This window comes from Streptomyces sp. NPDC002671, assembly GCF_053592475.1.
In genome coordinates this window covers 184,017-208,157 of the sequence record NZ_JBSFVU010000006.1, presented here as the reverse complement: position 1 = coordinate 208,157, position 24,141 = coordinate 184,017, and the positions used below count along the sequence as shown (strand labels likewise).

Sequence of the window (24,141 nt, the reverse complement as noted above, 5' to 3'; positions counted from 1 at the left end):
GATGGCTCTCACCGTGGTGTACGCGGCCGACACCGGCCATGTGGTGGGCGCGCTGGCCCTGACCGGCGCCGGCGCCCCCGCCGATGTGGCCGCGCTCGTCGGACGCGCGCTGCCGATGCGCGTCTTCCTCGACGAGGGCCGCATCGCGACCCTTCCACTGAAGGCCAGGGACCTCGCCGTGGCGGCCGTGGACGACGAACCGGCCGCCCTCGTCGACCCGTTGGCGTTCGGGGTCGAGCTGAGCCCCGAGGGCAGGCCCAAACCCACGCTGGTGCGGCTGGCCGGCTGGACCGGCAGCGCCGGAATCGCGCTGGCGACGGACGGGCTCACCATCACCGTGCAGGTCGCGGCGGCCCGGCCTGCCAAGGTGGTCGCCCTGGTCTCCGACGACCAGGACACCCATGTGCTCGCCGGGGAACTCCCCGCCCAGCAGACCCAGGTGAAACTGCCGGTGAGCCTCGACCTCGGCAGCAAGCACGGCGTGCTGGTGCTGGTGGGCGGCTGGGCGGGCCGCCTGGAGGAGGCGAGTGTGACGTGACCACGCCCACTGCACGGACCCTCGGTGAGGCCGGTGAGATCACCGTTCACCGGTGCACGGTGACCGTGGTCCGGCGCGGTGGATGGAGCTGGGGGCCGGACCCGCGCGGCCTGGTGCGGCAAGTGACGGACATCCTCCCGGAGTTGCTGGCGGACCACTTCGCCCAGCAGCTGACCGGCGACGGCCCGGACCTGGAGATCACCGAGCCGGTGACCGTCACCGTCCGGCTGGGCGGGACCGGGTGGCCCGGCCGGTCCCACGCGCCCGCCGAGGTCCACTTCGCGCCGGTCGCGATGGTCCAGGTCCCCGGTGAGGCGCCCGCCCAGGGGCTCTCGTTCGAGGAGTCCTTCGCCGCCGAGGCGGCCGTCCGGGACGCGCCCTCGGCCGCCGCGCTCTTCGGTGAACTCGCCGAGCGGGGCGAACTGGACGCACTCCTCGCGCTGTTGCCCGAGGAGACGCTCCAGGTGTATGCGCTCGCCCTGCTCGGCGACGACGACGCGGCGGCCGTCCGGCTTCTCACGGAACTCGTGGAGCGCGCCCGCCCCGGCAGGCCGACCGAGCTGCTGCCCGAGCCTCTCCGTACCGAGGCCGCGGACGCCGGCGCTGCGGCCCTGTCCGGGCTCCTCGCCGAGTACGTGAACTCGGCGGACCACGAGGAGGTGGCACGGCTGGTGCGGTCGCTGGCGGGGGAGCACGACCAGGTGGTCGAGAAGCCGAATCCGCCGACGGCGTCAGTTGCCGTCGCGGTCCGCGCCACCGAAGAGGTGCGTGTGTGCTCCGTGTTGCCCTTCCTGCTCGCCGGACCCCTGGCCCGCATCGGGTACCTCGACGCGATCGCCCCCGCGCTGGCCGGTGTCGAACTGATCGAGGAGGCACCGCTGTTCGCCGCGGCCCTGGCATACAAGGTGCTGGGCGTGACCACGCGCGGCTGGCGCCGGGGCGAAGCGGACCGCGAGGTGGCCGCCGCCTTCGCCGGGCTCGAACCGCCCGTGCCCGAGGAGCGGCTGGCCGCGTTCGCGCGCGCGGTACGGCCCGCGCTCCCGGTGCTCGACGGCGTCCTGGCGCTCTCGGTGTGCCGCGGCCACGACCCCGCCGACCCGCTCCTGCTCACCGGGGCCGATGACGGGCTCTTCCTGGTCGACGCCCAGGGTGTCTTCCCGATCGCCTGGACGGCGGACCTCGCGGCGCTGCTGCCGTACTGGCAGGCCGCCGGGAGGCCACCGGTGCTGGTCTGCAAAGGCCCCCTTCCCCCCGGCTCGCTGCGCGAACTGGACTCGGCAGGCGTGCCGTTCCTGACCGGCGTACGGCCCCTGCGCGGCGATCCGGCCGTGCGGCTGCCCTGGCGTACGCCCCTGTGGACAGGCGCGGCACAACAGCTGCCGGATCCGCACCTCGCCGCCGAACTGCCCGGCCACGCAGACCGGTTCGCGAACCTGGTCACCGCGCTGGTGGCCGAGCGCAGGGCGGTACCGCTCGCCCAGGACAGCGGACTGGAGCGCTCCGTCACCCTGGCAGCGACCCTGGGCCTGGCCACGATCGCCTGGACGCTCTGGCGCGAGGGCGAGACCCCTGATCCGCTGTTGGCCCTGGGCCGCTTCGCCGACCTGGAGGCCACCGTCCGGTTCGAACCGGCCGCCGTCCGGGTGCGCGTCCCGTTGGGGCGGCGCCACGCGGACCTGCTGCGCGGCGGGTTGCTCGCCGACGTGCGCGACGTGGCCTGGCTGGGCGGGCGGACCCTGACCTTCTCGGGAGGCTGAGCCATATGGGCGAACCGGCGCTGGAACACCTGCGGATCCGCCTCGCGGACGTCCACCGGGCACTGCGCGCCGCCGTCGAGCGGCAGTCGCGGATCGCGGCCCGGCTCACCCGGCCGGACCTCACGCCGTACTGCGTCACCGATGAACAGGTCGATGTGCTGCTCGGCGAGGCCGCCGCCTTCACCGACGCGATGGCAGGCCCGTACGCCCCCCAGCGGCCCGAGCCGGAAGCGGAACGGGAGCTGAGGCGGAGCGCGTCCGCCGAGGGCCGCACCCTCCCACTGGACACGCTCGCCATCCGGTTCGGCCTGACCCGCGCCGAACAGGACGCGCTGCTGCTGGTGGCCGCGCCCGAACTGGACCGCGGCTACGAGCGGATCTACGCCTACATCGTGGACAACCTGAACCGGCGGCTGCCAAGTGTGGAACTGCTGGTCACGGTCGGGTCGTTGAGCCAAGCGGGCTCCGAGGAACCGGAGGGCGCGGCCGAGTTGCCGAGCCCGGCCGCCGCCCGCCTCGCCCTGCGCCGCTCGCTCGGGCCGGCCGGGCCGCTGCGCCGGTACGGACTGCTGCGTACCTACGGAGAATCCGCGGTCGAGCTGGCCCAGGAACTCGTCCTGGGACCGGATGTGCTGGACTTTCTGCTGGGCTGGGGCACGGACGTCGGTCTGCTCGGCCACGACCCCGGCGAGGTCGTACAGCCGGATCCGCAGGTCCTGCCCCCACACCTGTCCTCGGAGCGGCTCAACCGTCTGGGCAGGGCGCTGGGCGCGGGCGACATCGACCTGGCCGGGCTGTGGGGCTGCCCGCCCGACGACCAGCTCGACGCCGTACAGGCCCTGGCCCGAACGGCCGGAGCGCCGCTGCGGACCCTCACCGGCGACCCCCAGGCCGATCTGCGCACGGCCGCCGCGCTGGGCGCGGTGCTGTGGATCCCCACGGACGACCTGCACGGCGAGCCGCAGCCGCACAGTCACGTCGACATCATCGCCGCCGCGCTGCTCCGCTCCCGCGTGCCGGTGTGCCTGACCGGTCTGAAGCCCTGGCGCCCGGCGGCCCTGCTCGCCGCGCGCTCCTACGCCGAACTCACCGTCTCGGTACCGGGGTTCACCGACCGGCGGGCGATGTGGTCGGCGGCGCTCCCGGACCTGAACGGCACCCTCCTGGAGGACCTCGCCGTCCGGTACCGCATGAGCAGCGGCGAGTTGCGCGCCGTGGCGTCGGTCGCGGACACGGGGGCCCGCCTGGCGGGCAACGGGCGCCCCGAACCGGTCGCCGACCATGTCGAACCCGCCATCGCCACCGTCACCCGAGGGCGCAGTGGACGCGCCGTGCACGCGATCGTGCCCCGGCGTACCGTGGACGACCTGGTCCTGCCCGACGTCCAGTTCAACCAGATCCTGGAGATCGCCTCGGCCTTCCGCGCCTGGCCCCGGATCGCCGAGACCTGGGGCTTCGCCCGCCGCTCGGCACACGGCGGGGTCAAGGCGCTGTTCACCGGGGAGCCGGGCACGGGCAAGACCCTGTCCGCCGAGATCGTCACCGGCATGCTCGGCCTGGAACTGCTCAAGGTGGACCTCGCCCAGGTCGTCTCCAAGTGGGTGGGGGAGACGGAGAAGAACATGGAGACCGCGTTCCGCCAGGCCGAGGAGAGTCACGCGGTGCTGCTCTTCGACGAGGCCGACGCCCTGTTCGGCAAGCGCGGCGAGGTGAAGCACGGCACCGACCGGTACGCCAACATGGAGGTCGGCTATCTGCTGCAGCGTCTGGAGGCCAGCGACGGCCTGGTGATCCTCACCAGCAACCTCAAGGACAACATCGACCCGGCGTTCACCCGGCGCTTCCACTTCGTCGTCCACTTCCCCCGCCCGGGCGTGGCCGAGCGGCGCAGGCTGTGGCGCCTCGCCTTCCCCGAGCAGGCCCCGCTCGCCGCGGACGTGGACCTGGACGCGCTGGCCCGCCTGGACATGACCGGCGCCGGCATCACGGCGGCAGCCCGCACCGCCGCGCTGGCCGCGGCGGACGGCGGCGACACGATCGCCATGCGGCATGTCGTACGCGGGGTGGCGCGCCAGTTCCAGCGCGAGGCACGCCTGCTCCGCCCGAACGAACTGGGCCCCCATGCCCATCTCCTCGACGACCCGTCCAAGGGGTGACACCGAATGCTGCCCACCGAACCCCCGCTCTCGCTGCACCGGCTGGTGGCGCCGGTGCCGCCGGCCAGGACCCAGGAGACGGCGACGGCAGTGCGCCAGACCCCGGCGCCGGCCCCGGCGAAACCGTCGACCGTCATCGAACGTCTCCTCGTGATGGGCCACAACCAGGTAGGGAATGCCGTCGTGGCGGGCGCGGCGGCCCGGACGAGCCCCGACACGCTCCCGCGGACGGCGCTGCCGACCCTGCCGCTGCCGTCGAAGCCGAAGGCCGTTCAGGCCCCCGCATCCCCCTGACCCCCGGCGAGACGCTCGGCGACCTGCCGCTGCAACTCCTCGACCCGCTCCAGGGATTCGTACGCCCGGTCCACCTCGTCGTCCACCGAATCGGCACCCCAGCTCGACGGGGATCGCAGTTCCTTCTCCAGTCGGCGGACGGACCTGGCGTGCTCGGTGTGCAGGACCTCCAGCAGGGATGCCCCACAGCACAGTGCGTCCTCGGCATCGGAGGACTCGAAGAGGCGGAAGACCGTCGAGCGTCCCGCCCGGAGCTCGCTGAGCCGGTAGCAGACGATGCGGTCTTCCCTGCCGATATCGGCAGCGGGAATGCGGATGAGCGGCATCAGATCAGGGTCCCCGGTCAGGAGCAGCAGTTCGGTGTCGGTCAGGCCGGCGGGCTTGGCCGCCGGGCCGCCCCGGTCGGGAGGTACGGCCAGCTGCCAGGGCTGACTGGTGAAGAGCGCCAGCAGGTGCAGCCGCCACAGCCCCCCTTCCACGATGACGAAGACCTCATCGGGGAACGCGACGCCGTAGCACTCGCGCAGTACCTCGTGCGGTCCGAGCCCCGTCCCGTACAGCGCTCGCGCCAGCCGGGCCATCGACGCGTAGTCGTCGCGTGCCGCTTCGGCGCGAAGCCGGTCGACGGCGTCCGGGGTCATCGTCGGCCTCCTCGTCGGCCTTCTCGTTCGGACGGCTTCTTCGTGACGGCGTCCAAGGCCAGGTTGATGTTCTTCCAGACCTTGGCGAGCTGGGGAGCGGTCATCGTCGAAATGATCTCCTTGGCCGTCTCGTGCGCCTTGTCGACGGCCTGCTTGAGCGCGGGGTCCGCTCCCTGCTTCTGGAGCTCTTCGTTCAGGGCCTTGACCTCGGCGTCGAGCCGGTCCTTGAGCGCTCTGACGGCCTGGCTGTTGCCGGTCAGCCTCGGATTGTCGGCCATCAGCATGGCGGTGTCCTCGACATGGGAGAAGACCTTGTCCTGCAGGAGGCGCTGGGCGGTCTCGTCCAGCCCTGGGGTGGCGAGGGTGAACTCCCTGGCCAGGTTACGGGCGCTGGCGGTCGACTGCGACTGGATGATGAGCGCGTACATCCGGTGGGCGGTGCGCAGCACCTCCTCGCCGCCGCGCACGCGCCTCCTGCCCTGGGCGGCCCGGCGGACGGCGAGCGGAATGACGGTGAGGCCCCGGGCCTCGTCGTCGGGGAGCGGGCTCGTGCTGGTGCTCGCGTCCGGCGTGTACGCCATGGAGAAGTCGGTGCCGAATGCCTTCATGAGCGCGTTGCGCAGTGCGCGGCCCTCGGCGCCGCGTACACCGTAGAGCAGGCCCTGGACCTCCAGCAGAGCCTTGCCCCGGGCGTCCTGGAAGATCCCGCCGACGCTGCCCTTCTGTCCGTCCCACGCCTTGATGAGCATGTTCGGCTCGGTCGGGTAGAGCATCCGCCGATGCTCCTCGTTCTTGGCGATGGCGACCCGAACGGCCCGGTCCAGCTCGTTGGCCAGTCGCGTCAGCTGCTTCGCGCGGCGGTCGGCCTTCCTTCCCCAGTCGAAGCCGTCGAAGTGGTAGCCGCCGATCGTGATCAGCGGGTGCTCCCCGAGCTCGGTCAGCACCTTCTCGTACGCCCTGAGGACCCCTACCCCGCTGATGGCGGCGACACCGGTGTCGGCGTCCTGGCTCACGATGTGGACCTGCTTGTTCACCTTCTGAAGGATGTCGACCGCCGACTTGGTGTACTCGGAGCGGATCACCTCGTCGCGGAAGACGCCGTAGGGGAGCGCACCCTTGTCGCGCAGGCGCTTCTCGTTGGCCTCGGCCCGCCGCTTGTTGGAGCCTTTGAGCTGCCGGTAGGCCGCGCGTACCTCCTCGATGTCGACCTTGCGCCCGCGCTTGCCCTTGACCCACCTGGGAGTCCAGACGAAGCCGAACACCGCTGCCAGGAGCTCGGGCTTGGGGCGGACGCTGTCGATGGCGCCGCGGATGGCGTCGCCCTCCTGCGGATCGAGTCGCTCGAAGGAGTTGATGCCGATGACGACGGCGGTCCGCGCTGCCGCCATGTCCTGGGCGTGCAGGATCCCAGTGCCCCGCCACGCCTCGTCGAGGTAGCGGTTCGCGACATTGGGTTTCTTGGTGATCTCGTTGGGGAGTGCGGCCATGTTGACGACGAAGCCGATCCAGCGGTCGTTCCCCTCTGCCATGCGCGGGTCGATCGGCTGGAGCTGCACGACCGCGTGCGGGTGGCGCTTGATGGTGAACTTCCCCTGGGCCCGGTCGATCCGGTACGGGAAGAGCTCCTTGTACGCGGTGCTCTTCGACGGGTTGATGGTCACCATCACGGAGTACGTGTCGGAACCCTTCTTCTTCAGCTCGATCCGGGTGAGGCGATGACGCTCCTTGATGGCCGGGAGCCCCTCCCGTATCGACTCCTCGGTGGCCCCTTCCTCGCCGAGCAGGCGTGTCGCCTCGCGGACGGCGGCGTCCAGGGCGCGCTGCATGTCCTTCTGGGACCGCTTCTTCGTGCGGTCCTTCTTCCGGCGGTCCGGAGCGGTCCTGCGCCTCGGCCGCCGTTCGTCGCGGCGCTTGGGCCGTCGGCCGCGACGCTTGCCGGGGCGGTCGGGGCGGGGCTTGGGCTTCGGCTTGGGCTTGGGTTTCTTCTTGTCGAACGTGGACTTGAGCTTGGCCCAGAGTTTCTTGACGAGGCCGACGATCTTGTCGATGACCCAGTCCACCGCCTTGTTGACCGGGGCGGACAGCCGCTGGACGATCGTCCGGACCCGCGCGACGATGCCGCCCACCCCCAGGACCGCCGCCAGGACGCCCAGCAGGACGGGGATGGAGCGGGCCAGGGCGCCTTCGATCAGGGCCGGGACGCCGCCGCTGCCGCCGCGGGCGATCGCGATGACCGCATCCAGGACCGCGTTGACGAACTCGAAGATCTGGCGGGCCTGGGTGACGATGAAGCGCACGAAGTCGATGATCAGCTTCACGGCCCGGACGAACGCGGACGCCGGGTTGAGCAGCGAGATCACCCACATGATGCCGGCGACCACGATCGTCGGCGTGACATAGTCGATGACGTTGTCGAGCAGCTGTTTTCGCAGGTCGCCGACGCGCGCCTTGAGGTCCTCCCACATCGCCGCGACGCCCCGTTTGCGGACCTCTGCGACCAGCGGGACGGCGGTCTCGGCCGCCGCGACCGCCGGTTCGGGGACCTTGCGGGTGATCCGGGCGCGGATGTTCTGCCAGGTCAGGCCGAGCAGGCCGGCGAGCATCTTCACCACGCCCTGGGTGTCGAACGTCGCCGGCAGCTCGATGCCCGCCTCGGCCGTCTTGCCCAGCAGCCAGGACAGGATGCCCTGTTGCAGATGGCGGCCGATGTTCTGGAGGAACTGCCGCAGACCGGCGCCGACGGCGGACACCAGGTTGCGCAGGAAGCCGATCGGGTCCCCCAGGATCAGCATCACGGCCGAGGCGGCCTTGGCGAGGACCGACAGCAGCAGCCGCTTCAGTTCCAGGATGGTGTTGATCACGGCCTTGACCGCGTCCACGGCCTTGGCCACCAGGCCCTTGTTCTTCTCCTTCTCCTCGGCGATCTCGTCGTCGACGGACTTGAGCGCCTCGGTGTACTTGGTGGCCAGGGTGTCGACGAGCTGGGTGCCCTTGTCGTCCACGGACTGCGTGAGCTCGTCGAACTTGTCGGTGAACTCGGCCGCCGCCTGCTGCCCGATGGTGCGCAGGTCGGCCGGGAGCTTGCGCACCGCGTCCTGCATCTGGGTCCGGCCCTGAGCGATGCGCCGCTTGGCCCGGTTCAGCTCCGCGCCGATGGTGTCCGCGACCCCGGAGATCACCTGCCGCATCCGGCGTACGTAGTTGTCGCGGGCCTCCTCGAAGATCTTGTCGGCCTCCGCGGGCAGCCCGGCGAACTTGTCGCGGACCCAGCGCAGTTTGCCCCGCACGCCCGAGTACCGGCGGTCCTTGTACTCGTCCATCTTCTGCTTGTGCTCGGCGGTGAACGCGTCCCGGGCCGCCTTCTCGCCCCGGCTGAACTGGTCGTCCACGAGCTTGTCGAGGCCCTGGAGGATCGCTTCGACGTCCTTCTTCATCGTGTCGAAGACGCCCTGCAGGACCGCCGTGACCTGGGCCCGCTTCTCCTCGTCCCGGCTCTTGGTGCCGGTCTTGCCCGTGTGGACCTGCTGCCCGGTGCGCACCCGCTGGGCGCTCATCGCGCCCATCGCCGCCACCCCGAGCCGCCGGGCCCGGGCGGTGGAAGCGCTCAGTTCGTTCGCCTCGTGCCTGCGCATGGCACCCGGGGCCGTCTCGGAGTGCCGCTCGGCCGCCTTTTTCTCGCCCAGCGCCGTGTTGAACGTCGGTTCATTGGACTTCTGAAGCTGCCCCTCGGTGACCTGCGCGTCGGCCATCTGCTGGTTGACTTGGGCCGGGCCGGCGGACAGATCGGTCGCGGAGGGCGGCAGCCGGTCCGGTACGGCCTGCGCGGGGTTCGGCGCGCCCGGCGTGCCGGGAGGCCGGTCCGCGCTCATCGGCACGACCTTCTTGGGCACGGCCGCCGACGTGTCCGGTGGCGCGGCGGTGGTCGTGGCGATCTGCTCGGCCGAGTCCGACTTGCCCTCGCCGACCTTGCCGTGCACCTCCGCGCGGACCTCGTCCGCCTTGCCGGAGCCTGCGAACTTGTCCGCCTCGTCCAGGTTCTTCGGCGCCTTGTCCGCGATCGCCTTCTCGACCGCCCTGATGAACGCTTCCTTGTCGAACTCCTTGGGCCGGGCCTCGTTCATCCTCTCGGCATTGGCGGTCTTGCCCTGCGCCACCTCGTCGTCCTTGGGAGGCAGCGCGGCATCCTGCGCCGCCCCCGCCTCGGTGCGCGGCGGCGGGTGCGAGGCGGCAAGCGCCCGCTTCTTGTGCCGTACGTCCTTCTTCAGCGACGCGAACTTCGGATCCGCGTCGGGGCCCGGCCGGACCTTCACCTCCGGCCCGGCGCCGGGAGCCACCGGCGCCTCCGCCTCCGCACCCCGCGCCGGCGCCTCCGCCTCCGCACCCCGCGCCGGCGGTGCGGCGACGGCCACCGCCGGGGCGGCACCCGCCTCGGCGCGGCCGGCCGCCGCGACGGCGCCGTTGCCGACCATGTCCTGGGCGGCGGGCCCCGGCCGCCCGGGGAAGGGCGGAGCCGGAACCGTTGTGCCCGCGCCCACCAGGGCGGCCGTCATCGCCGCGTTGGACGGGGCCTGCATCGGCGACGGTGCGGAACCGGTCGTCTCCGGCCGCTGCTTCGTCGGCGCGGATACCGCTGTCGACGCCGTCGGCCGCACCGCGAGAGCCTTCGGCGCTGGCATCGGACGGAATCCCTCCCCAGCAGGTCGGTGGCGACAGGAGCCCGGTGCCTCAGGGACACCCTGACGCAGTGTGCCGACACGGGCGTGACGAGTTCGTCACCTCCGTATCCCTCGAAGCGTCTCCGTGCGCTGCGCCTCCGACCTGACGCACTGGCTGTCGCTGACGACGTTCTCCCTCTGATCGGGCCAGTGGTGCAGCGGATGGCGTTGTCGACCGTGTGCGGATGCGGCTTGATGCTTACGGCCGGTCCAGCTGCTCCAGCGCGTCGCGCAGTGCGGCCCGAGACGTGACGCCCAACTTGGGGAAGAGCTGGTAGAGATGCGTCGAGACGGTCCGAGGAGACAGCAAGAGCCTTTCCCCGATCTGCTTGTTGGTCAGGCCCGTGGCTGCCAGGCGAGCGATCTCCCACTGCTGCGGCGTCAAGGCGGGGCCACCGGGCAGGGCACGGGCGTGCACCGGGATGCCGCATGCGCGCAGCTCTTTGCCGGCCCGCTCCGTCCAAGGGTGGGCGCCGAGCCGCCCGAAGGTTTCCGCGGCGGCACTCAAATGCCTGCGGGCCCGGGCCGGTGCCTTTCCGCGGCGGAGCCGCTCGCCGTAGTACAGCTCTATACGGGCGTGGTCGAAGGGCCAGCAATCGGCCCCCTCGACGGCCAGCGCTTCGCCGAACCCGAGCGCGGCCTCCTCGTCACCTTCCGCTGCCAGGGCGGCCGAGGCGAGCAGGACCATCTTCAACCGCGGTGACACTGCTTCGAGGCCGGCGTCCCCGGCTGCCCTGACGTGGTGGACGGCCTTCTCGCGGCGACCCGTGCGCACGGTGGCCTCCACCTGATCCAGGATCGCCCAGAGTGCGTGTCCGGCGAAAGGCGCGAACGTTCCGGCCGGCGTGATCCTGCACGCGTGTCGGTAGGCCGTTTCGAAGTCACCTTCCGACAGGGCGATCAGCGTCCTGGCATGGGCGGCGTAGCAACCGACGGCATGGCCTCGGCGAGACCCGGCCCACTGGTCCATCTGATCGGCGAACCCACGAGCAGCCCGGTAGTCGCCGCAGGCTGCGGACACGCAGGCCAGCACGAACTTGCCGGTCCAGGAACGCAGTGGATGGTCAAGCTCCTCACACCAGCGCAGACCCTGCTCGGCCGCCTGGCGCAGCTCCGGCCACTGGCCGGTGAACCAGGCATGACTGCTCCACAGGAACGAGGCTTGGATGGCGGGGAAGATGCTCTGCCCGCTCAGTCCGCCGCGGGCCGTGAGCCGTAGTGGCTGTTCCATCGCACCGAGGCGGTCCGCGTAGGCGCCGGCCGTGGCGATCCGCACGATCCGTACCGGATCCCACGTGCCGTGAAGCGTCCGGATCGCGGCGTCGAGCCGGGCCCAGTCGGCCGGGCGGGCCCGGGCCGGATCGGCGAAGGTGGCCCGCAACAGGTGCAGGGTGTCCGGAACCGAGGTGCACTTCGACAGTGCCGCGTCGAAGCCCGACCACAGCTCGCGCCGGCCGCCGTGGATGCACACCATCAGCAGGGTCGACAGCGCTTCGAACAGCGTGGGGTCGGTGAGGTCGTAGGGCTCGGGCTGCAGGGCGATGGCGCCGGACAGCAGGCGATGGGTCGTGTCGATGTCCCCGTAGCTGTTGAGCAGATACAACGCGGCGGCCACCGCGACCGCCGGGGATTCCGCATCGGGGGCGGCCTGTCGCGCGTCGTCCAGCAGACGCGGCACATCGCGCACGTCGCCCGTGAGGTTCGCGCCGACGTACGCGGCCTTGGCCAACCGCCGAGCGTATGCGGACCCTGCCGGGCTCAGCTCGGCGGCGCGCACCAGCGCCGCCACCGCGTTCGGCCCGTCGCCGCGGCGGGCGCTCACATCGGCGGGCTTCCTCGAGCAGGGCGGCGATCTGTTCGTCGGGCTCGACCGTGGCTTGCGCCAGATGCCAGGCCCGCTGCTCCGGGACCGCGATCCATGCCTCCGCGAGTGCGCGGTGCACGCTGCGTCGTTGGTCGCTGGTCGACAGATCCACCACCGCGGAGCGTATGAGCGAGTGCCTGAATCCCAGACGCCCGGTCGTGTCGTCGATGCGGACGAGCTGCATGCGCTCTGCCGGAGCCAGGTGCTTCAGGCTGCACCGACCGGCCACCGCGCGGCGCACGATCAGCATGTTGCCACTGCCCTCCAACGCGGCAACGAGCAGCAGATGCCGCGTGGCTGCCGGCAAAGTCCTGATGCGGGAGGCGAAAGTCGACTGGAGCCGCTGGGTCAACGGGATGCGCTTCGGCAAGGCCTGGGACGCCGTCCGCTGGGATTCGGTCAGTGCGGCCGGGAGTTCCAACAGCGCCAGCGGATTGCCTTCGGCATCGGCGATCAGACACTGTCGTACCCGCGAGGCGAGCGCCGGGAAGCGACGGCGGAGCAACTCGTCGGAGGCGGCTTCGCTGAGCGGACCCAATTCATGCACAGGAAGCCCGCTGTGGTCGAAGAAGCTCTCTTCCCCGACCCTGACCGCGCACACCAGCCCCGTGCCGGTACCCGGAAGCCGACGCGCCACCTGCCCCAGGACGACGGCACTCGCCCGGTCCAGCCACTGCGCGTCGTCCAGCACCAGGAGGGCGGGGACGTCACGGGAAAGGCCCGCGGCCAGCGACACCACGGCCTCGGCGACCGCGTCGTGCCCGGGTGCCGCGCCCCGCTCGAAGCCAAGGGCTCTGACAAGGGCAGGCATTCTCATCGCCCTTGAGTGAATTTCGGGTACCGAAATCAGCAGCTGCTGCAGAGCGCCGTAACTGGCCTGTGCCCGGTACTGCACACCCACGGCATGCAGCACCCGCATCCCCGCGGCCTCGGCTTCCTGGGCGGCAGCGGCCAGCAGCGCCGTCTTCCCGACTCCCGGCTCTCCCACCAGCGCCAGCGATCCGTCATGACGCGGGATGCCGGCCGGTCGACCATCATTACCCCCCGCAACAGCCGTCCGTGCCGAGAGGCTAGCCCTGGCAGCCACCGCTGTCACCGAACTACGTCACATGACGGAATCGACACCGTCCGTCCGGCTTCTAGCGTTCTGCGCGTGACCTCATCCGTCCGATGAAACGGGAGAAGTGATGAGCGAGAACGCGCAACCCCGCAACATCCTCCTCGTCCACGGCGGCTTCGTGGACGGCTCGGGCTGGCAGGGGGTCTACGACCATCTGACCGCCGACGGATACAAGGTGGCCGTCGTACAGAATCCGACCCTGTCGCTGGCCGGCGACGTCTCCGCCACGCACCAGGTCCTCGACGGCCTCGACGGTCCGGCCGTGCTGGTCGGCCACTCCTACGGCGGCGTCGTCATCACCGAGGCCGGCAACCACCCGGGCGTCGCGGCGCTCGCCTACATCGCCGCGTTCGCGCCGGACAAGGGCGAGTCGGTCAGCTCCCTGATCGCCGATCCGCCGCCCGGGGCGCCGGTCCCGCCGATCCTGCCGCCCCGGGGCGGGTTCCTGTTCCTGGACCGGGACAGGTTCGCGGCCTCCTTCGCCGCCGACGTGCCCGAGAAGCTGGCGGCGTTCATGGCCGACTCGCAGGTCCCCTGGGGCGTCGAGGCCCTCGAAGGAGCCGTCTCCGAACCGGCCTGGCAGGCCAAGCCGTCCTGGTACCTGGTCGCGACGGACGACCGCATGATCCCGCCGCCCGCCCAGCGGGCCATGTCCGAGCGGGCCAGAGCGACCGTCACCGAGACCCGGGCAGCCACGCCGTCTATGTGTCCCGCCCGGCCGTCGTGGCCGCCGTCATCGCCCAGGCCGCCCAAGGACTCAACGGCCACTCCTAGGCCCTGACCCGTTGTGAAGGAGTCCCCCATGGGCCCTGAGCTCACCCGCCGCCGAGTCCTCGCCACCGGTGCCGCCGTCGCAGGAACGGCAGCGCTGATGGGACCGCTCGCCTCCACCGCCGGCGCCGCAGACAGCCCCACGGCCGGAACCAGACCGACCGTCGTGCTGGTGCACGGCGGCTTCGCCGACGGCTCCTGCTGGAACGGCGTGATCGAACGCCTCCAGGGTGCCGGCTACACGACCGTCGCCCCGGCCAACCCGCTGCGTGGTCTGCCCATCGACGCTCCCTACATCGCCAGTGTCCTGAAGTCGATCACGGGCCCGATCGTCTTGGTCGGCCACTCCTACGGCGGTGCCGTCATCACCAACGCCGCCGTCGGAATCCCCGACGTCAAGGCACTGGTCTACATCGCCGCGTTCGTTCCCGACGAGGGCGAGCAGCTCGGCGTTCTGATCAACAAGTACCCCGGCAGCATCATCCAGGCCGCGACGCAGGCGGTGCCCTACCCCAATCCCGACGGCACCACCGGCACCGACCTGTACCTGGTGGCCGACAGGTTCCGGGCCGTGTTCGCCGCCGACGTGCCGGTCGCCACCACGCGCCTCATGCAGGCCACTCAGCGGCCCTTCAGCGCCTCCTCCTTCACCGACGTCACCACCGCCGCCGCGTGGCACACCATCCCCTCCTGGGGCCTGGTCGCCGGCGACGACAAGGCGATTCCACCGGCCCTGCAACGCTCCTGCTACCAGCGCGCAGGCGCCCACGGCGTCGTCGAGGTGCCGGGGGCGTCCCACGTCGCCATGATCAGCCACCCAGGCATCACCGCCCGCCTCGTCGACGACGCCGCCGAGGCCACCACCTGAACCCGGCCGCCAGCCCCGGCCCGCGCCATGACGGGCCGGGGCCGGACCGGCGCATGTACCGGTTGACGCCTGTGCGTCACCGCCGCTCACCAGATGTTCGTAGGCTACGGACGAACGGCGGTAAAATTACCTAAATCGGCGGCCTGGCTTCCGACCCTGGGCTGCCGCTCGACCTGTGAGACCTTGGGGAGCGGCACGGTGGCAAGGCCTGCTGAGGAACGCGGAGTCCCGCACAGCGCCGGTGTGCGGGGCAGGTTGTTGCCACTATTGCCTGCTCTGCTGCTGTTCATCGGCCTGATCGTCGGCCTCTTCACGCCCCGCGATGTCAGGCCGGATGCCTTCCTCGCCACGGCCATGGTGTCTGCCGCCGCGCTGCTGCCCCTGTGGGGGACCGTGCTCATCGGAGTGGGCGCGTGTGCGATCTTTGTCGGCCTGATGGTGGACTTCGATGCGCTGCAGGATGCGACTGCCTACTCCGAGCTGGCCACCCTCGTGGCGATTGCGGGATTCGCCGTCTTCTTCAACCGCCTGCTGGGCCGACGCGCCCATCAGCTGGTTCAGGTCCGCTCAGTGGCCGAGACCGCCCAGCTGGCGGTGCTGCATCCGGTACCGCGGCACCTCGGGCACGTCACGCTCGAGAGCCTGTACCTGGCCGCCGCGGCGGAAGCCCGGATCGGCGGCGACCTGTACGAGGCGCTACGCACCCCGCACGGAGTGCGGCTGCTCATCGGCGACGTACGCGGCAAGGGCCTGCTCGCGATGCAGACGGCCGCGACGCTGCTCAGCGCCTTCCGCGAGACCGCCCACGACGCGCCCGACCTGCCCCACCTCGCGTGCCGCCTGGAGACGAGTATGAGTCGCCACGCCTGCCAGGCTCCAGGGGTCCCGGGCTCGGAGATCGCTGAACGTTTCATCACCGCGCTGATCGCCGAGATCCCGGACGACGAACCGATTGTCCGGACCGTCACCTGCGGACACCCACCTCCGCTGCTGCTGCACCGCGGCGAGGTCCACGAGCTGCAGCCCGCCGCCCCCTCGCCGCCGCTCAACCTGGGCAACCTGGTGAGCGACGGATACCACGTCGACCTCGCTCCCTTCTACCCCGGAGACCGGCTCCTGCTGTACACCGACGGGGTCACTGAGACCCGTGACCGCTCCGGCGCCTTCTACCCCCTCGCCGAACGCATCCGCTCATGGAGCGGCGAGGCGCCTCACCAGCTCCTCGACCATCTCCATCGCGACCTGATCGCCTTCAGCGGCGGCGAGCTCGATGACGACGTCGCTGCGCTCGTCGCCCGGCGGCGCCCGAGCCTCTGATCCCGAGATGAGGCTCTGGCCTGCGAAGGTTTCAGGGTGGCCGCGCAGCCGGACAGCCCCTCGCAGGACTGGACGGTCGCCATCGCGGTGGCCGGCTCGCACACGGCCGTGTCCCGCTGCCGACGGGAGCGGGACACAACTGCAGGGCGGGATCCGTCCGGTGCGATGACTAGGTCTCGGAGGACGAAGCGTTCTCCTGTGGGGCGAGGCCCATGTGAGCGGCCAGGGCCGTGGCGAGGGAGGCGACGGTCGGATGCTGCCAGACGAAGTTGCTCGCGAGGCGGACAGCGAGGTCGGCGTCGAGGCGGATCCGCAGCTCGGTGGCAAGGAGCGAGTCGAAACCCAGGGACTTCAACGGGGTGTTCGGGTCGAGTGTGGCGCTGCTGGTGCGCAGGATGGCCCGGATGTGGTCTGCCAGGTAGCTCTCCAGGGCGGTCTGGCGGGCGATGCCGGCAGGCAGCGCCTCGATGCGGGCGCGGATGTCCGAGCTTCCGGTTCCGGTCTGCTTCTGCTCCGTGTGGACACCGTCCGGGGCGAGGAGGGTGAACAAGCTGGAATCCGCGGCTGCACGGGGGATCCAGGTCTGGGGAGGTCCGGGGATCACGGCGGTCCGGACCCTTTGGTGGGCGAGGAGGCAGTGGAGCGCTTCCAAGCCCTTTCGAGTGGGAATCGTCTCGTAACCGCGCTCGGCGAAGTCGACGGCCTGCCCTGTCTCTCCCCACGGGCCCCAGCCGACGGCCAGTGTGGGCAAGCCGTTGCGTGTGCGCCAGGTGGCGAAGGCGTCGAGCCAGGCGTTGGCTGCTGCGTACGTGCCCTGTCCAGCGTTGCCCAGCAGGGAACTCATCGAGGAGTAGACGACGAACCAGTCCAGTGACCGGTCGGCCGTGGCCCAGTGGAGGTTCCATGCACCGGTGACCTTGGGCGCCCATACGCGCTTGAGCTGGTTGTCGCGGATGGTGGTCAACGCGGCGTCGTCGAGAACCATGGCGCAGTGCACCACGCCGCGCAGCTGTACACCACCCTTGGTGGCAGCCTCGACCAGCCGTTCCGAGGTGTCGCGCCGCGAGATATCGCCCAGAATGACCGTGGTGTCGGTGGCCAGGTCGTTGACGGTGCGAGCGGTGTCCAGCGACGGGGGACGGCGCCCGTTGAGGACGATGCGGCCCGCTCCCTGCTCGGCCAGCCAGCAGGCGGTGGCCAGGCCCAGTCCTCCCAGCCCCCCGGTGATGATGTAGGCGCCGTCGTTGCGCACGACGGGCGGGCCCTCGGGCACCACGGCGGTGGTCTCTCCCCGGTCGGGAACAGTCAGCACGATCTTGCCGGTGTGTCCGGCACGAGCCATCAGCCGAAAGGCGTCGGCCGCGCGGTCCAGGGGGTACTCGGTGCACAACAGCGGTTTGAGCCTCCCCGCGGCGATGTGGTCCATCACCTCGCGCAGCACCGTGGCCAACAACTCCGGTCGGCGTTGCTGCAGTTCGATGAGGTCGACGGTGCTGAAGGTGATGTTGTGGCGCAGCGGGCCGAGCTTGAGGGGAGCGTCGGCCATGATGTCGCGTACGCCGAGTTCCACGAAGCGGCCGAACGGGCGCAGGCTTTCGAGTCCGGCGCGGACGGCGGGTCCGGCAAGGGAGTTGAGGACGACGTCGACCCCTTGTCCGTCGGTGGCCCGACGAGTCTGTTCGGCGAAGTCCAAGGTGCGGGAGTCCATGACGCAGCGGATTCCCATCCCGTGCAGCTGATGCCGTTTCTCCTCCGAGCCGGCCGTCGCCAGCACGTCTGCGCCCAGGAGACGGGCGACGGCGATCGCGGCCCGGCCGGTGCCTCCGGTTGCGGAGTGGATCAGCACGCGTTCACCGGGTGCGAGCCGTGCGACGTGCTGCAGGGCATACCACGCGGTGAGGTAGGCCGTGGGCAGTCCTGCCGCCGCCGCAGGCGCTAAGCCTTGCGGTACGGGAGCGACGGCGGCGGAAGGGACGGTGACGAAGGAGGCGAAGGCGCCGCCCTCCAGCTGAACGGCGAGCACGGTGTCCCCTTGACGGAGGTGGTCCACGCCAGGTCCCACGGCGCTGACCACGCCCGCGCACTCGAAACCGATGCGGTAGGGGGTGGCGGGCTCGGAGCCGAGCATCCCCAGAGCGGTCAGGACATCACGGAAGTTGACGCCCGCCGCATGGACGCGTACCTCCACCTCGCCCTTGCCGGGCCGGCGACGGCCGGTCGCGGCCGGTTCGAGGCTGTCGAGATCTCCGAGCCGCCCGACGTGCAGGCGGAACCCGTCGTCTTCGAAGTGGACGGTTCGGGTGGTTCGGGCCGTGCTTTCGGCGGGTGTGACGGGAGCCCGGTCGATGCGCGCGACGTACCGGGTGTCACCGCGCAGTGCCACCTCGTCTTCGGGCGCGCCGGCGAGGAGTTCGGCAGCCAGTGTGCGCAGCCCGTGCTCGTCGGGGTCGGTGTCGACGAGGGTGGGGTGCATACGGGGCCGCTCGACCGCCAAGACGCGTGCCACGCCGCGCACGGTGCTGTGCGCGGGATGGCCGGCTTCCTCCGCCGTAACGGCGTACGCGTGGTGGGTGGCCGCGTACAGGCGCCATGTTCCGCAGTGCTCGTCGGCCGCCTGAGTCAGAGCGAGCAGCCGCCGTGCGCGCTGTTGCGCGCCCTGAGTGGGGTCAGTGGTGTCAGCTGAGGGTGCGCCGCACAGCAGGACGACGGCGCGCCATGGGTCGCTTCCGGCAGCCAGGTGCCGGCCGAAGGTCTCGGCCAGTGAGGCGAGTCCCTGCGAGTCCAGAGGAATCTCCCGCGCCTCGACGCGGGCGCCGACGGAGCGTAGGAGCCCGGCCAGGCGTTCGGCCCGGCCGTCCCCCTCGCCGAGGACGAGCCAGTTTCCGGGCGGGTTCGGGTCGGCGCCGGGCCGGGGGACGGGGTGCCAGCCGAGTTCCATGAACCACTGGTCGACGGGGGTCTCTCCGGCAGGTGCGCCCCGCAGAAAACGCACGTCGTCAAGGGCGACGACCGGACGGCCGTGGGCATCCAGGACGCGGACATTGCCAGCGAGGGTCGCATCGCTGTTCTCGGTGATCAACGCGTGGGCGTGCACGGCCCGAGCAGGGTCTCCGAGGAGGCGGAGGGCACCGACCCCGACCGGGAGGATCGGTGCGGGTGCAGTCTCTCGGCCCGCTCCCGCGACGAGCAGTTGGAGACACAGATCGAGGAGGACGGGGTGGACGCTCAGGGCGGGGGCAGGGGTGAGGGCAATGCGCGGTAGTTGGATGCGGGCCCAGAAACTCTCCTGCCGCTTGGTGGTCCGCAGTGCGGTGATGCCGGTGAAGGCGGGGCCGTGTTCCAGTCCACAGGCGCGCAGCCTGGCGTAGAGCTTGCCGGGATCAAGGGGGATGGGATGTTTGCGGTGCAGTGCGGGGACGGAGGCGGCACGGGTGTCGGGGGACGCGAGTGCCCGGCGGGCGATGGCTGAGGCGTGCAGTTGCCAGGAGCCGTCCGGGGTACGGGAGTGGATCTCGCAGGTTGCCTGATCGCCGTCGCTGAGAGTGACGGTGGTGCTCAGTTCGGTGTCATTGTTCAGGGGCAGCAGGTCGTGGAAGGCGATGTCGATGAGGTCGAGGCCGGGGGCGGCACCGGTCAATGCGGTGAGGGCCGCGGTGTGGAACACGGCGCAGAAGCCGGCGCCCGGTAGGACAGGGGCGCCGTGGACGCGGTGGTCGTCGAGCCAGGGCAGGTGCTGGGCAGGAGCGGTGGCGTGCCAGCTGTGCCGGACCGGGTCACCAGGGACCTCGGTGTGTCGGCCGGGCAGGGCCCCGCCGTCGACCTGTGGCGCCGGGCCCGCAGCCCAGTGGCGCATGCGATCGAAGGTGGTGGTGGGCGCGTCGGCCAGGGAACCGTTGCCGTACATGGGAGTCCAGTCGACGATGCCGCCGTTGCAGTGGAAGGCGGCGAGCTGGGTCCGGAAGGTGGCGACTTCATCCTGCGCGCGACGCAGAGTGGGCAGAACGACGGCGTTGGGAACCAACTGGGCCAGGCTGTCCGTGAGGGACTGGGTGACCACGGGATGGGGCGAGATCTCGATGTAGACCTGGTGCCGGTCTTGGGCAGCCGCGGCTACGGCGGGGTGGAAGCGAACGGGCCGGCGGAGGTTGTCGCACCAGTACGCGGCGTCGAGGAGGAGGTTCTGCCGCGGGTCCTCTGTCACGGTGGAGTAGAAGGGGATGTCAGGCGGGCGGGGAACGAGGCCGGAGAGTGTCTGGTGCAGATCGGACAGCAGAGGGTCGACGTGAGGGCTGTGCGATGCGACGTCCACCGCGATGGGTACGGCGGCGATTCCGCGCTCGTCCCACCGGCTGACCAGACGGGTGATCTGGTCGGCGTCGCCGGAGACGACGGTGGCGTCGGGCGCCGCCAGGACGGCCACGGACACGCCGTCGGCGCCTTCGTCGACGAGTGCGGCTTCCACCGCGGCCCGGCCCAGACCGACGGTGGCCATGGCGCCCGTGCCGGCGATCCGCTCCAGCAGCGCCGAGCGACGGCAGATGACGCGGACGCCGTCGGCGAGGGTGAGGGCTCCGGCCACGACCGCGGCCGCAACCTCTCCCATGGAGTGGCCGATCACGGCGGCGGGTCGGACGCCGTGTGCCTGCCAGGTTGCGGCCAGGGAGATCTGCAGCGCGAACAGGGCCGGTTGGACCCGTGGGCATCCGGTGACCGACTCGCCGGCCCGGATCAGGTCCGACACGGAGAAGCCCGCCTCCTTGCGGATCAGGGCGTCTGCCTCGGCCAGAGCCTTCCGGAACGCCTCGTCCTGGGCCAGGAGTTCGCGGCCCATGCCGGCCCACTGGGAGCCTTGGCCGGAGAACACCCACACAGGACGGCGGGGGGCGGTGACATCGGCCGTGCCGGACACGAGGGCCGGAGTCGGCAGGCCGTTGACGAACAGCCGGAGCGTGTCGGTGGTCTCGGTGCGGGAGCGGGCGACGACCGCGAGGCGTCCCCGGCCTGGCCTGCGTCGCAGCGCCAGGGTGTGGGCGACGTCTCGAAGCGGGACATTCGCGCCGTCCGTGTCCAGCCAGTCGGCCAGTCTGCGGGCAGCGTCCGGCAGAGCCCGGTGGGATCCGGCCCCGACCAGGATCACCTCGGGCGGTACCGGCCGGGGGCGACGGGGGACGGGCAGGCCGGCCCAGCGGGCGGGCCGCGGAGGCTCCTGCAGGATCACGTGGGCGTTGGTGCCGGAGAAGCCGAACGAGGACACAGCGGCCAACCTGACCGGTTCCTTGGCGGGCCACGGCGTGCTTTCGAATGGGACGAACAGACGGGTGGCGTCCGCGGCGATGGCCGGGTTCCAGCGGGTGAAATGCAGGTTCGGAGGGATGATGCCGTGCTGCAGACACAGGACGGTCTTGATCAGCCCGGTGATTCCGGCGGCCGGCTCCAGGTGGCCGAGGTTGGTCTTGACCGAGCCGAGTGCGCACGGTGAGAGACCATTGCCGTACACGGCGGCGAGACTCGCGAACTCCACGGGGTCGCCCACGGGGGTGCCCGTGCCGTGAGCTTCGATCAGTGAGATCCGGGCCGGGTCGACACCGGCCCGGTTGAGCGCGGCGCGGTAGAGGGCCTGCTGTGCATCGGCGGAAGGGGCGGCGAGGCCGTCGGAACGGCCGTCCTGGTTCACCGCGGACCCGCGGACGACGGCCAGGATGCGGTCGCCGTCCCGGCGGGCCTCGGACAGGCGCTTGAGGACGACGACGCCGCAGCCCTCACCGCGGACGAATCCGTCCGCCGCGGCGTCGAAGGTGTGACAGTGGCCGGTCGGGGAAAGCATGCCCATCCGGGCGAAGGTCCGGGTGATGCGGGGAGCAAGCATGAGAGTGACGCCGGCGGCGAGGGCCAGGTCGCACTCCTCGCGGTGCAGAGCCTCGCAGGCCAGGTGGAAGGCGACCAGCGAGGAGGAGCACGCGGTGTCGAGAGCGATACTGGGGCCGTGCAGGCCGAGGAGGTAGGAGACTCGGCCGGCGGCGACGCAGTGGCCGTTCGTCAGGATGGAGCCTTCGAGTTCCTGCGGCCGTCCGGCCAGTTGGTCCATGTAATCGTTGTAACTCAGCCCCGTGAACACGCCGGTCGGGGAACCGGTGAGTCGGTCGGGGGGCAGCCCGGCGTGTTCCAGGGCCTCCCAGACGACCTCCAGCAGGAGCCGGTGTTGGGGGTCCAGAACGTCGGCCTCACGACCCGCGACTCCGAAGAAGTCCGCGTCGAACCGCGAGACGTCCTTCAGATAGCCGCCCCGGTGCAGGGCGGGGCGCGCGTCGGTGGGCGCCCCGTGCCCGGCACCGGCCACATCCCGGCCGGGCGGTGGAGCGCCGACTGCTTCGCGCCCCTCCACCAGCAGGCGCCATAGTGCGGCCGGGGAGTCGGCGTCTCCGGGGAGTCGGCATCCCATGCCGATGACGGCGATGGGCGCGTTCGCCGACCGAGGGCCGCGCTTGTCGTTGGTCACGGAAGTCTCCTTGTCGGTGGGAGATGGGAGGAGCGCGGGCTGCGCCCGGAAGAGGGGGATGGGCCGCCTGTCGGGCCGTGCGATGGCGGGCTCCTGCACGAGAGCCGGCCCGTGCGGATGCGCGTGGCGTCCGTCCGCACGCGTTCACGGGATACCGTGGAGGCGGCGTGCAGCACCTGGCTCCGTGGGTTCTCCACTGTCCGGAGCGGGTGACACCGCGCAACGGTGGGGGCAGACAGGGCGTGGATCAGACGTCCGGGCCGCCCAGCAGGATCGCGCTTTTCACCCCTCCCACTTGGTAGTTGAAGCTGAAGGCGTAGTCGAAGTCGAGCGGGTGGGGCACCGTCCCGGGGACCGGGTTGAAGGTCAGTTGGTCGGCCGGCTGCTCGCAGTTGGCCGTCGGACACACCTGACGGTTCCGCATCATCAGCAGGGTCAGCGCCACCCCGAGACAGCCGGCCGGAGCGCCGTTGTGCCCGAAGCAACCTTCTTGTGAGGACATGAGGAGGTCGCGTGACGCCGAGCCGTACAGCTCCCTGACCGCATTCGCCTCGAACGAGGTGACGACCATGTTGCCGTCGCTGCCCCCGTGGATGTACGGCACCTGATCGATGTCCCAGGTGTCACCGAGACACCTTCGCACGGCGGACACCAGTGCTTTCCCGGTCTCGTCACAGGCCAGCGGGTTCGCGAGCCCGTCCCGCGTGGTGACCTGCGACAGGATCTGACCGTAGAGGCCCGCGTCTCGTCCGAAGGCGTGCTCCCGGCTCTCGATGATGATGGTCGCGGACCCCTCGCCGTGGTTGATGCAGTCGGCACGTTCGTCGTACGGACGCATGAGGGCGTCGAACGACGGCAGGAGGCCGGGCATGTCCTGGGAGCGCATGGCGTCGTACGCATCCTGGGCTCCGCTCAACAGGCGCTGGATGTTGCGGATCATCGTGATGCTGAAGACGTCGACTCCGGTCACCACGGCGATGTCGGTCTCACCGGTGGCGATCATGCCGAGGGCGTTGCCGACCTGTAGCGCGGACGAGGCACAGCCGCACGACACCGTGAAGTTGGCGCCTCTCGACCGAGTGAGCGCGCCTTGGACCAGGGCGACGTCCGACGGGGTGATGGCCTGTTCCGCCGCGACGAACATTTCCAGCGCCTCAGCGACGGGATAGGTCGCCGGATCGGCCCGCAGCACGGCGAGGTAGCTGTCGATGTTGGCATCCACTCCGCCCCGGCCCACCAGGACGGCGGCCTCTTCCAGGTCGCGCTGCACATCGAGTCCGGCGTCCAGACACGCCTGCATGAGCGAGACCAGCCCGAAGCGATGGGCGTCCGTGTAGTGGCGTGAGAAGAATTCCGGGATGCCGGGTACACGCTCTTTGAACACCGCTGCGGAGAGGTTGACGCTGCCGTAGTAGACGCCCTTCTTGACGAGGCAGGACGTTCCGGTGGAGGCGACCTTCCAGAGGTCGTCGGCGGTGAACACCGGATTCTCCAGACCTGGAAGGCACAGTCCGATTCCGGTGACGACGGCGTCCCGCGCACGTGCGCCGGTGCGCCGCCTCACGAGGCACCCGCCTGTGACAGTGAGTCGGTCATGGGTATTC

The 24,141-nt window shown here is 70.9% G+C and carries 11 protein-coding genes and 2 pseudogenes; 7 read left to right on the top strand and 6 right to left on the bottom strand.

Going from position 1 to position 24,141, the window contains the following annotated elements:
- Position 1: 1 nt before the first annotated feature.
- The 4 genes from ACWD35_RS11630 to ACWD35_RS11615 are packed head-to-tail and all read left to right on the top strand — an operon-like array spanning position 2 to position 4,745.
- Positions 2-538: a hypothetical protein gene (locus tag ACWD35_RS11630; RefSeq protein ID WP_451350988.1), complete on the top strand. Its 537-nt coding sequence runs from the start codon at positions 2-4 to the stop codon at positions 536-538.
- Positions 535-2,295, top strand: coding sequence for a hypothetical protein (locus tag ACWD35_RS11625; RefSeq protein WP_451350987.1), 1,761 nt, complete (start codon positions 535-537; stop codon positions 2,293-2,295). Before ACWD35_RS11630 ends, ACWD35_RS11625 begins: the two co-directional genes overlap by 4 nt.
- A 5-nt stretch (positions 2,296-2,300) precedes the next feature.
- A complete protein-coding gene (locus ACWD35_RS11620) occupies positions 2,301-4,451 on the top strand; it encodes an ATP-binding protein (protein WP_451350986.1) in 2,151 nt (716 codons plus the stop codon).
- Between the two features lie 6 nt (positions 4,452-4,457).
- Positions 4,458-4,745: a hypothetical protein gene (locus ACWD35_RS11615; RefSeq protein ID WP_451350985.1), complete on the top strand. Its 288-nt coding sequence runs from the start codon at positions 4,458-4,460 to the stop codon at positions 4,743-4,745.
- Here ACWD35_RS11615 and ACWD35_RS11610 read toward each other — a convergent pair.
- The 4 genes and pseudogenes from ACWD35_RS11610 to ACWD35_RS11595 all read right to left on the bottom strand — a co-directional run.
- The gene (locus tag ACWD35_RS11610; RefSeq protein ID WP_451350984.1) at positions 4,724-5,386 is read right to left on the bottom strand and encodes a hypothetical protein; all 663 of its coding nucleotides are present in this window, start codon (positions 5,384-5,386) and stop codon (positions 4,724-4,726) included. The genes ACWD35_RS11615 and ACWD35_RS11610 overlap by 22 nt on opposite strands.
- Positions 5,383-10,062 (bottom strand): hypothetical protein, encoded by a 4,680-nt coding sequence (locus ACWD35_RS11605; protein WP_451350983.1) that lies wholly within the window; start codon positions 10,060-10,062, stop codon positions 5,383-5,385. Before ACWD35_RS11605 ends, ACWD35_RS11610 begins: the two co-directional genes overlap by 4 nt.
- Positions 10,063-10,300: 238 nt before the next feature.
- Positions 10,301-11,923 (bottom strand): helix-turn-helix transcriptional regulator, encoded by a 1,623-nt coding sequence (locus ACWD35_RS11600; protein ID WP_451350982.1) that lies wholly within the window; start codon positions 11,921-11,923, stop codon positions 10,301-10,303.
- A 673-nt stretch (positions 11,924-12,596) separates the two neighbouring features.
- Positions 12,597-13,052: pseudogene (locus ACWD35_RS11595) on the bottom strand (AAA family ATPase); the annotation flags it as partial.
- Between the two features lie 100 nt (positions 13,053-13,152).
- On the opposite strand from ACWD35_RS11595, the pseudogene ACWD35_RS11590 reads away from it, so the two are divergent.
- The 3 genes and pseudogenes from ACWD35_RS11590 (at position 13,153) to ACWD35_RS11580 (ending at position 16,041) form a co-directional block, all read left to right on the top strand.
- Positions 13,153-13,859: pseudogene (locus ACWD35_RS11590) on the top strand (alpha/beta fold hydrolase).
- A 28-nt stretch (positions 13,860-13,887) separates the two neighbouring features.
- Positions 13,888-14,724, top strand: coding sequence for an alpha/beta fold hydrolase (locus tag ACWD35_RS11585; protein WP_451350981.1), 837 nt, complete (start codon positions 13,888-13,890; stop codon positions 14,722-14,724).
- Positions 14,725-14,991: 267 nt separating this feature from the next.
- On the top strand, positions 14,992-16,041 hold the full coding sequence (locus tag ACWD35_RS11580; protein WP_451350980.1) for a PP2C family protein-serine/threonine phosphatase: 1,050 nt from the start codon (positions 14,992-14,994) through the stop codon (positions 16,039-16,041).
- 169 nt (positions 16,042-16,210) lie between these two features.
- Here ACWD35_RS11580 and ACWD35_RS11575 read toward each other — a convergent pair whose 3' ends face one another.
- Both ACWD35_RS11575 and ACWD35_RS11570 read right to left on the bottom strand, forming a co-directional pair.
- Positions 16,211-22,537, bottom strand: a complete 6,327-nt coding sequence (locus tag ACWD35_RS11575) for an SDR family NAD(P)-dependent oxidoreductase (protein ID WP_451350979.1) — start codon at positions 22,535-22,537, stop codon at positions 16,211-16,213.
- Positions 22,538-22,784: 247 nt separating this feature from the next.
- Entirely contained in the window at positions 22,785-24,101 is a 1,317-nt protein-coding gene (locus ACWD35_RS11570) for a beta-ketoacyl synthase N-terminal-like domain-containing protein (protein WP_451350978.1), read from the bottom strand.
- Between the last annotated feature and the right edge of the window lie 40 nt (positions 24,102-24,141).

Coding starts and splice junctions, on each gene's coding strand:
- ACWD35_RS11630 (WP_451350988.1), top strand. CDS start 2: ATGGCTCTCACCGTGGTGTACGCGGCCGACACCGGCCATGTGGTGGGC.
- ACWD35_RS11620 (WP_451350986.1), top strand. CDS start 2,301: ATGGGCGAACCGGCGCTGGAACACCTGCGGATCCGCCTCGCGGACGTC.
- ACWD35_RS11615 (WP_451350985.1), top strand. CDS start 4,458: ATGCTGCCCACCGAACCCCCGCTCTCGCTGCACCGGCTGGTGGCGCCG.
- ACWD35_RS11610 (WP_451350984.1), bottom strand. CDS start 5,386: ATGACCCCGGACGCCGTCGACCGGCTTCGCGCCGAAGCGGCACGCGAC.
- ACWD35_RS11605 (WP_451350983.1), bottom strand. CDS start 10,062: ATGCCAGCGCCGAAGGCTCTCGCGGTGCGGCCGACGGCGTCGACAGCG.
- ACWD35_RS11585 (WP_451350981.1), top strand. CDS start 13,888: ATGGGCCCTGAGCTCACCCGCCGCCGAGTCCTCGCCACCGGTGCCGCC.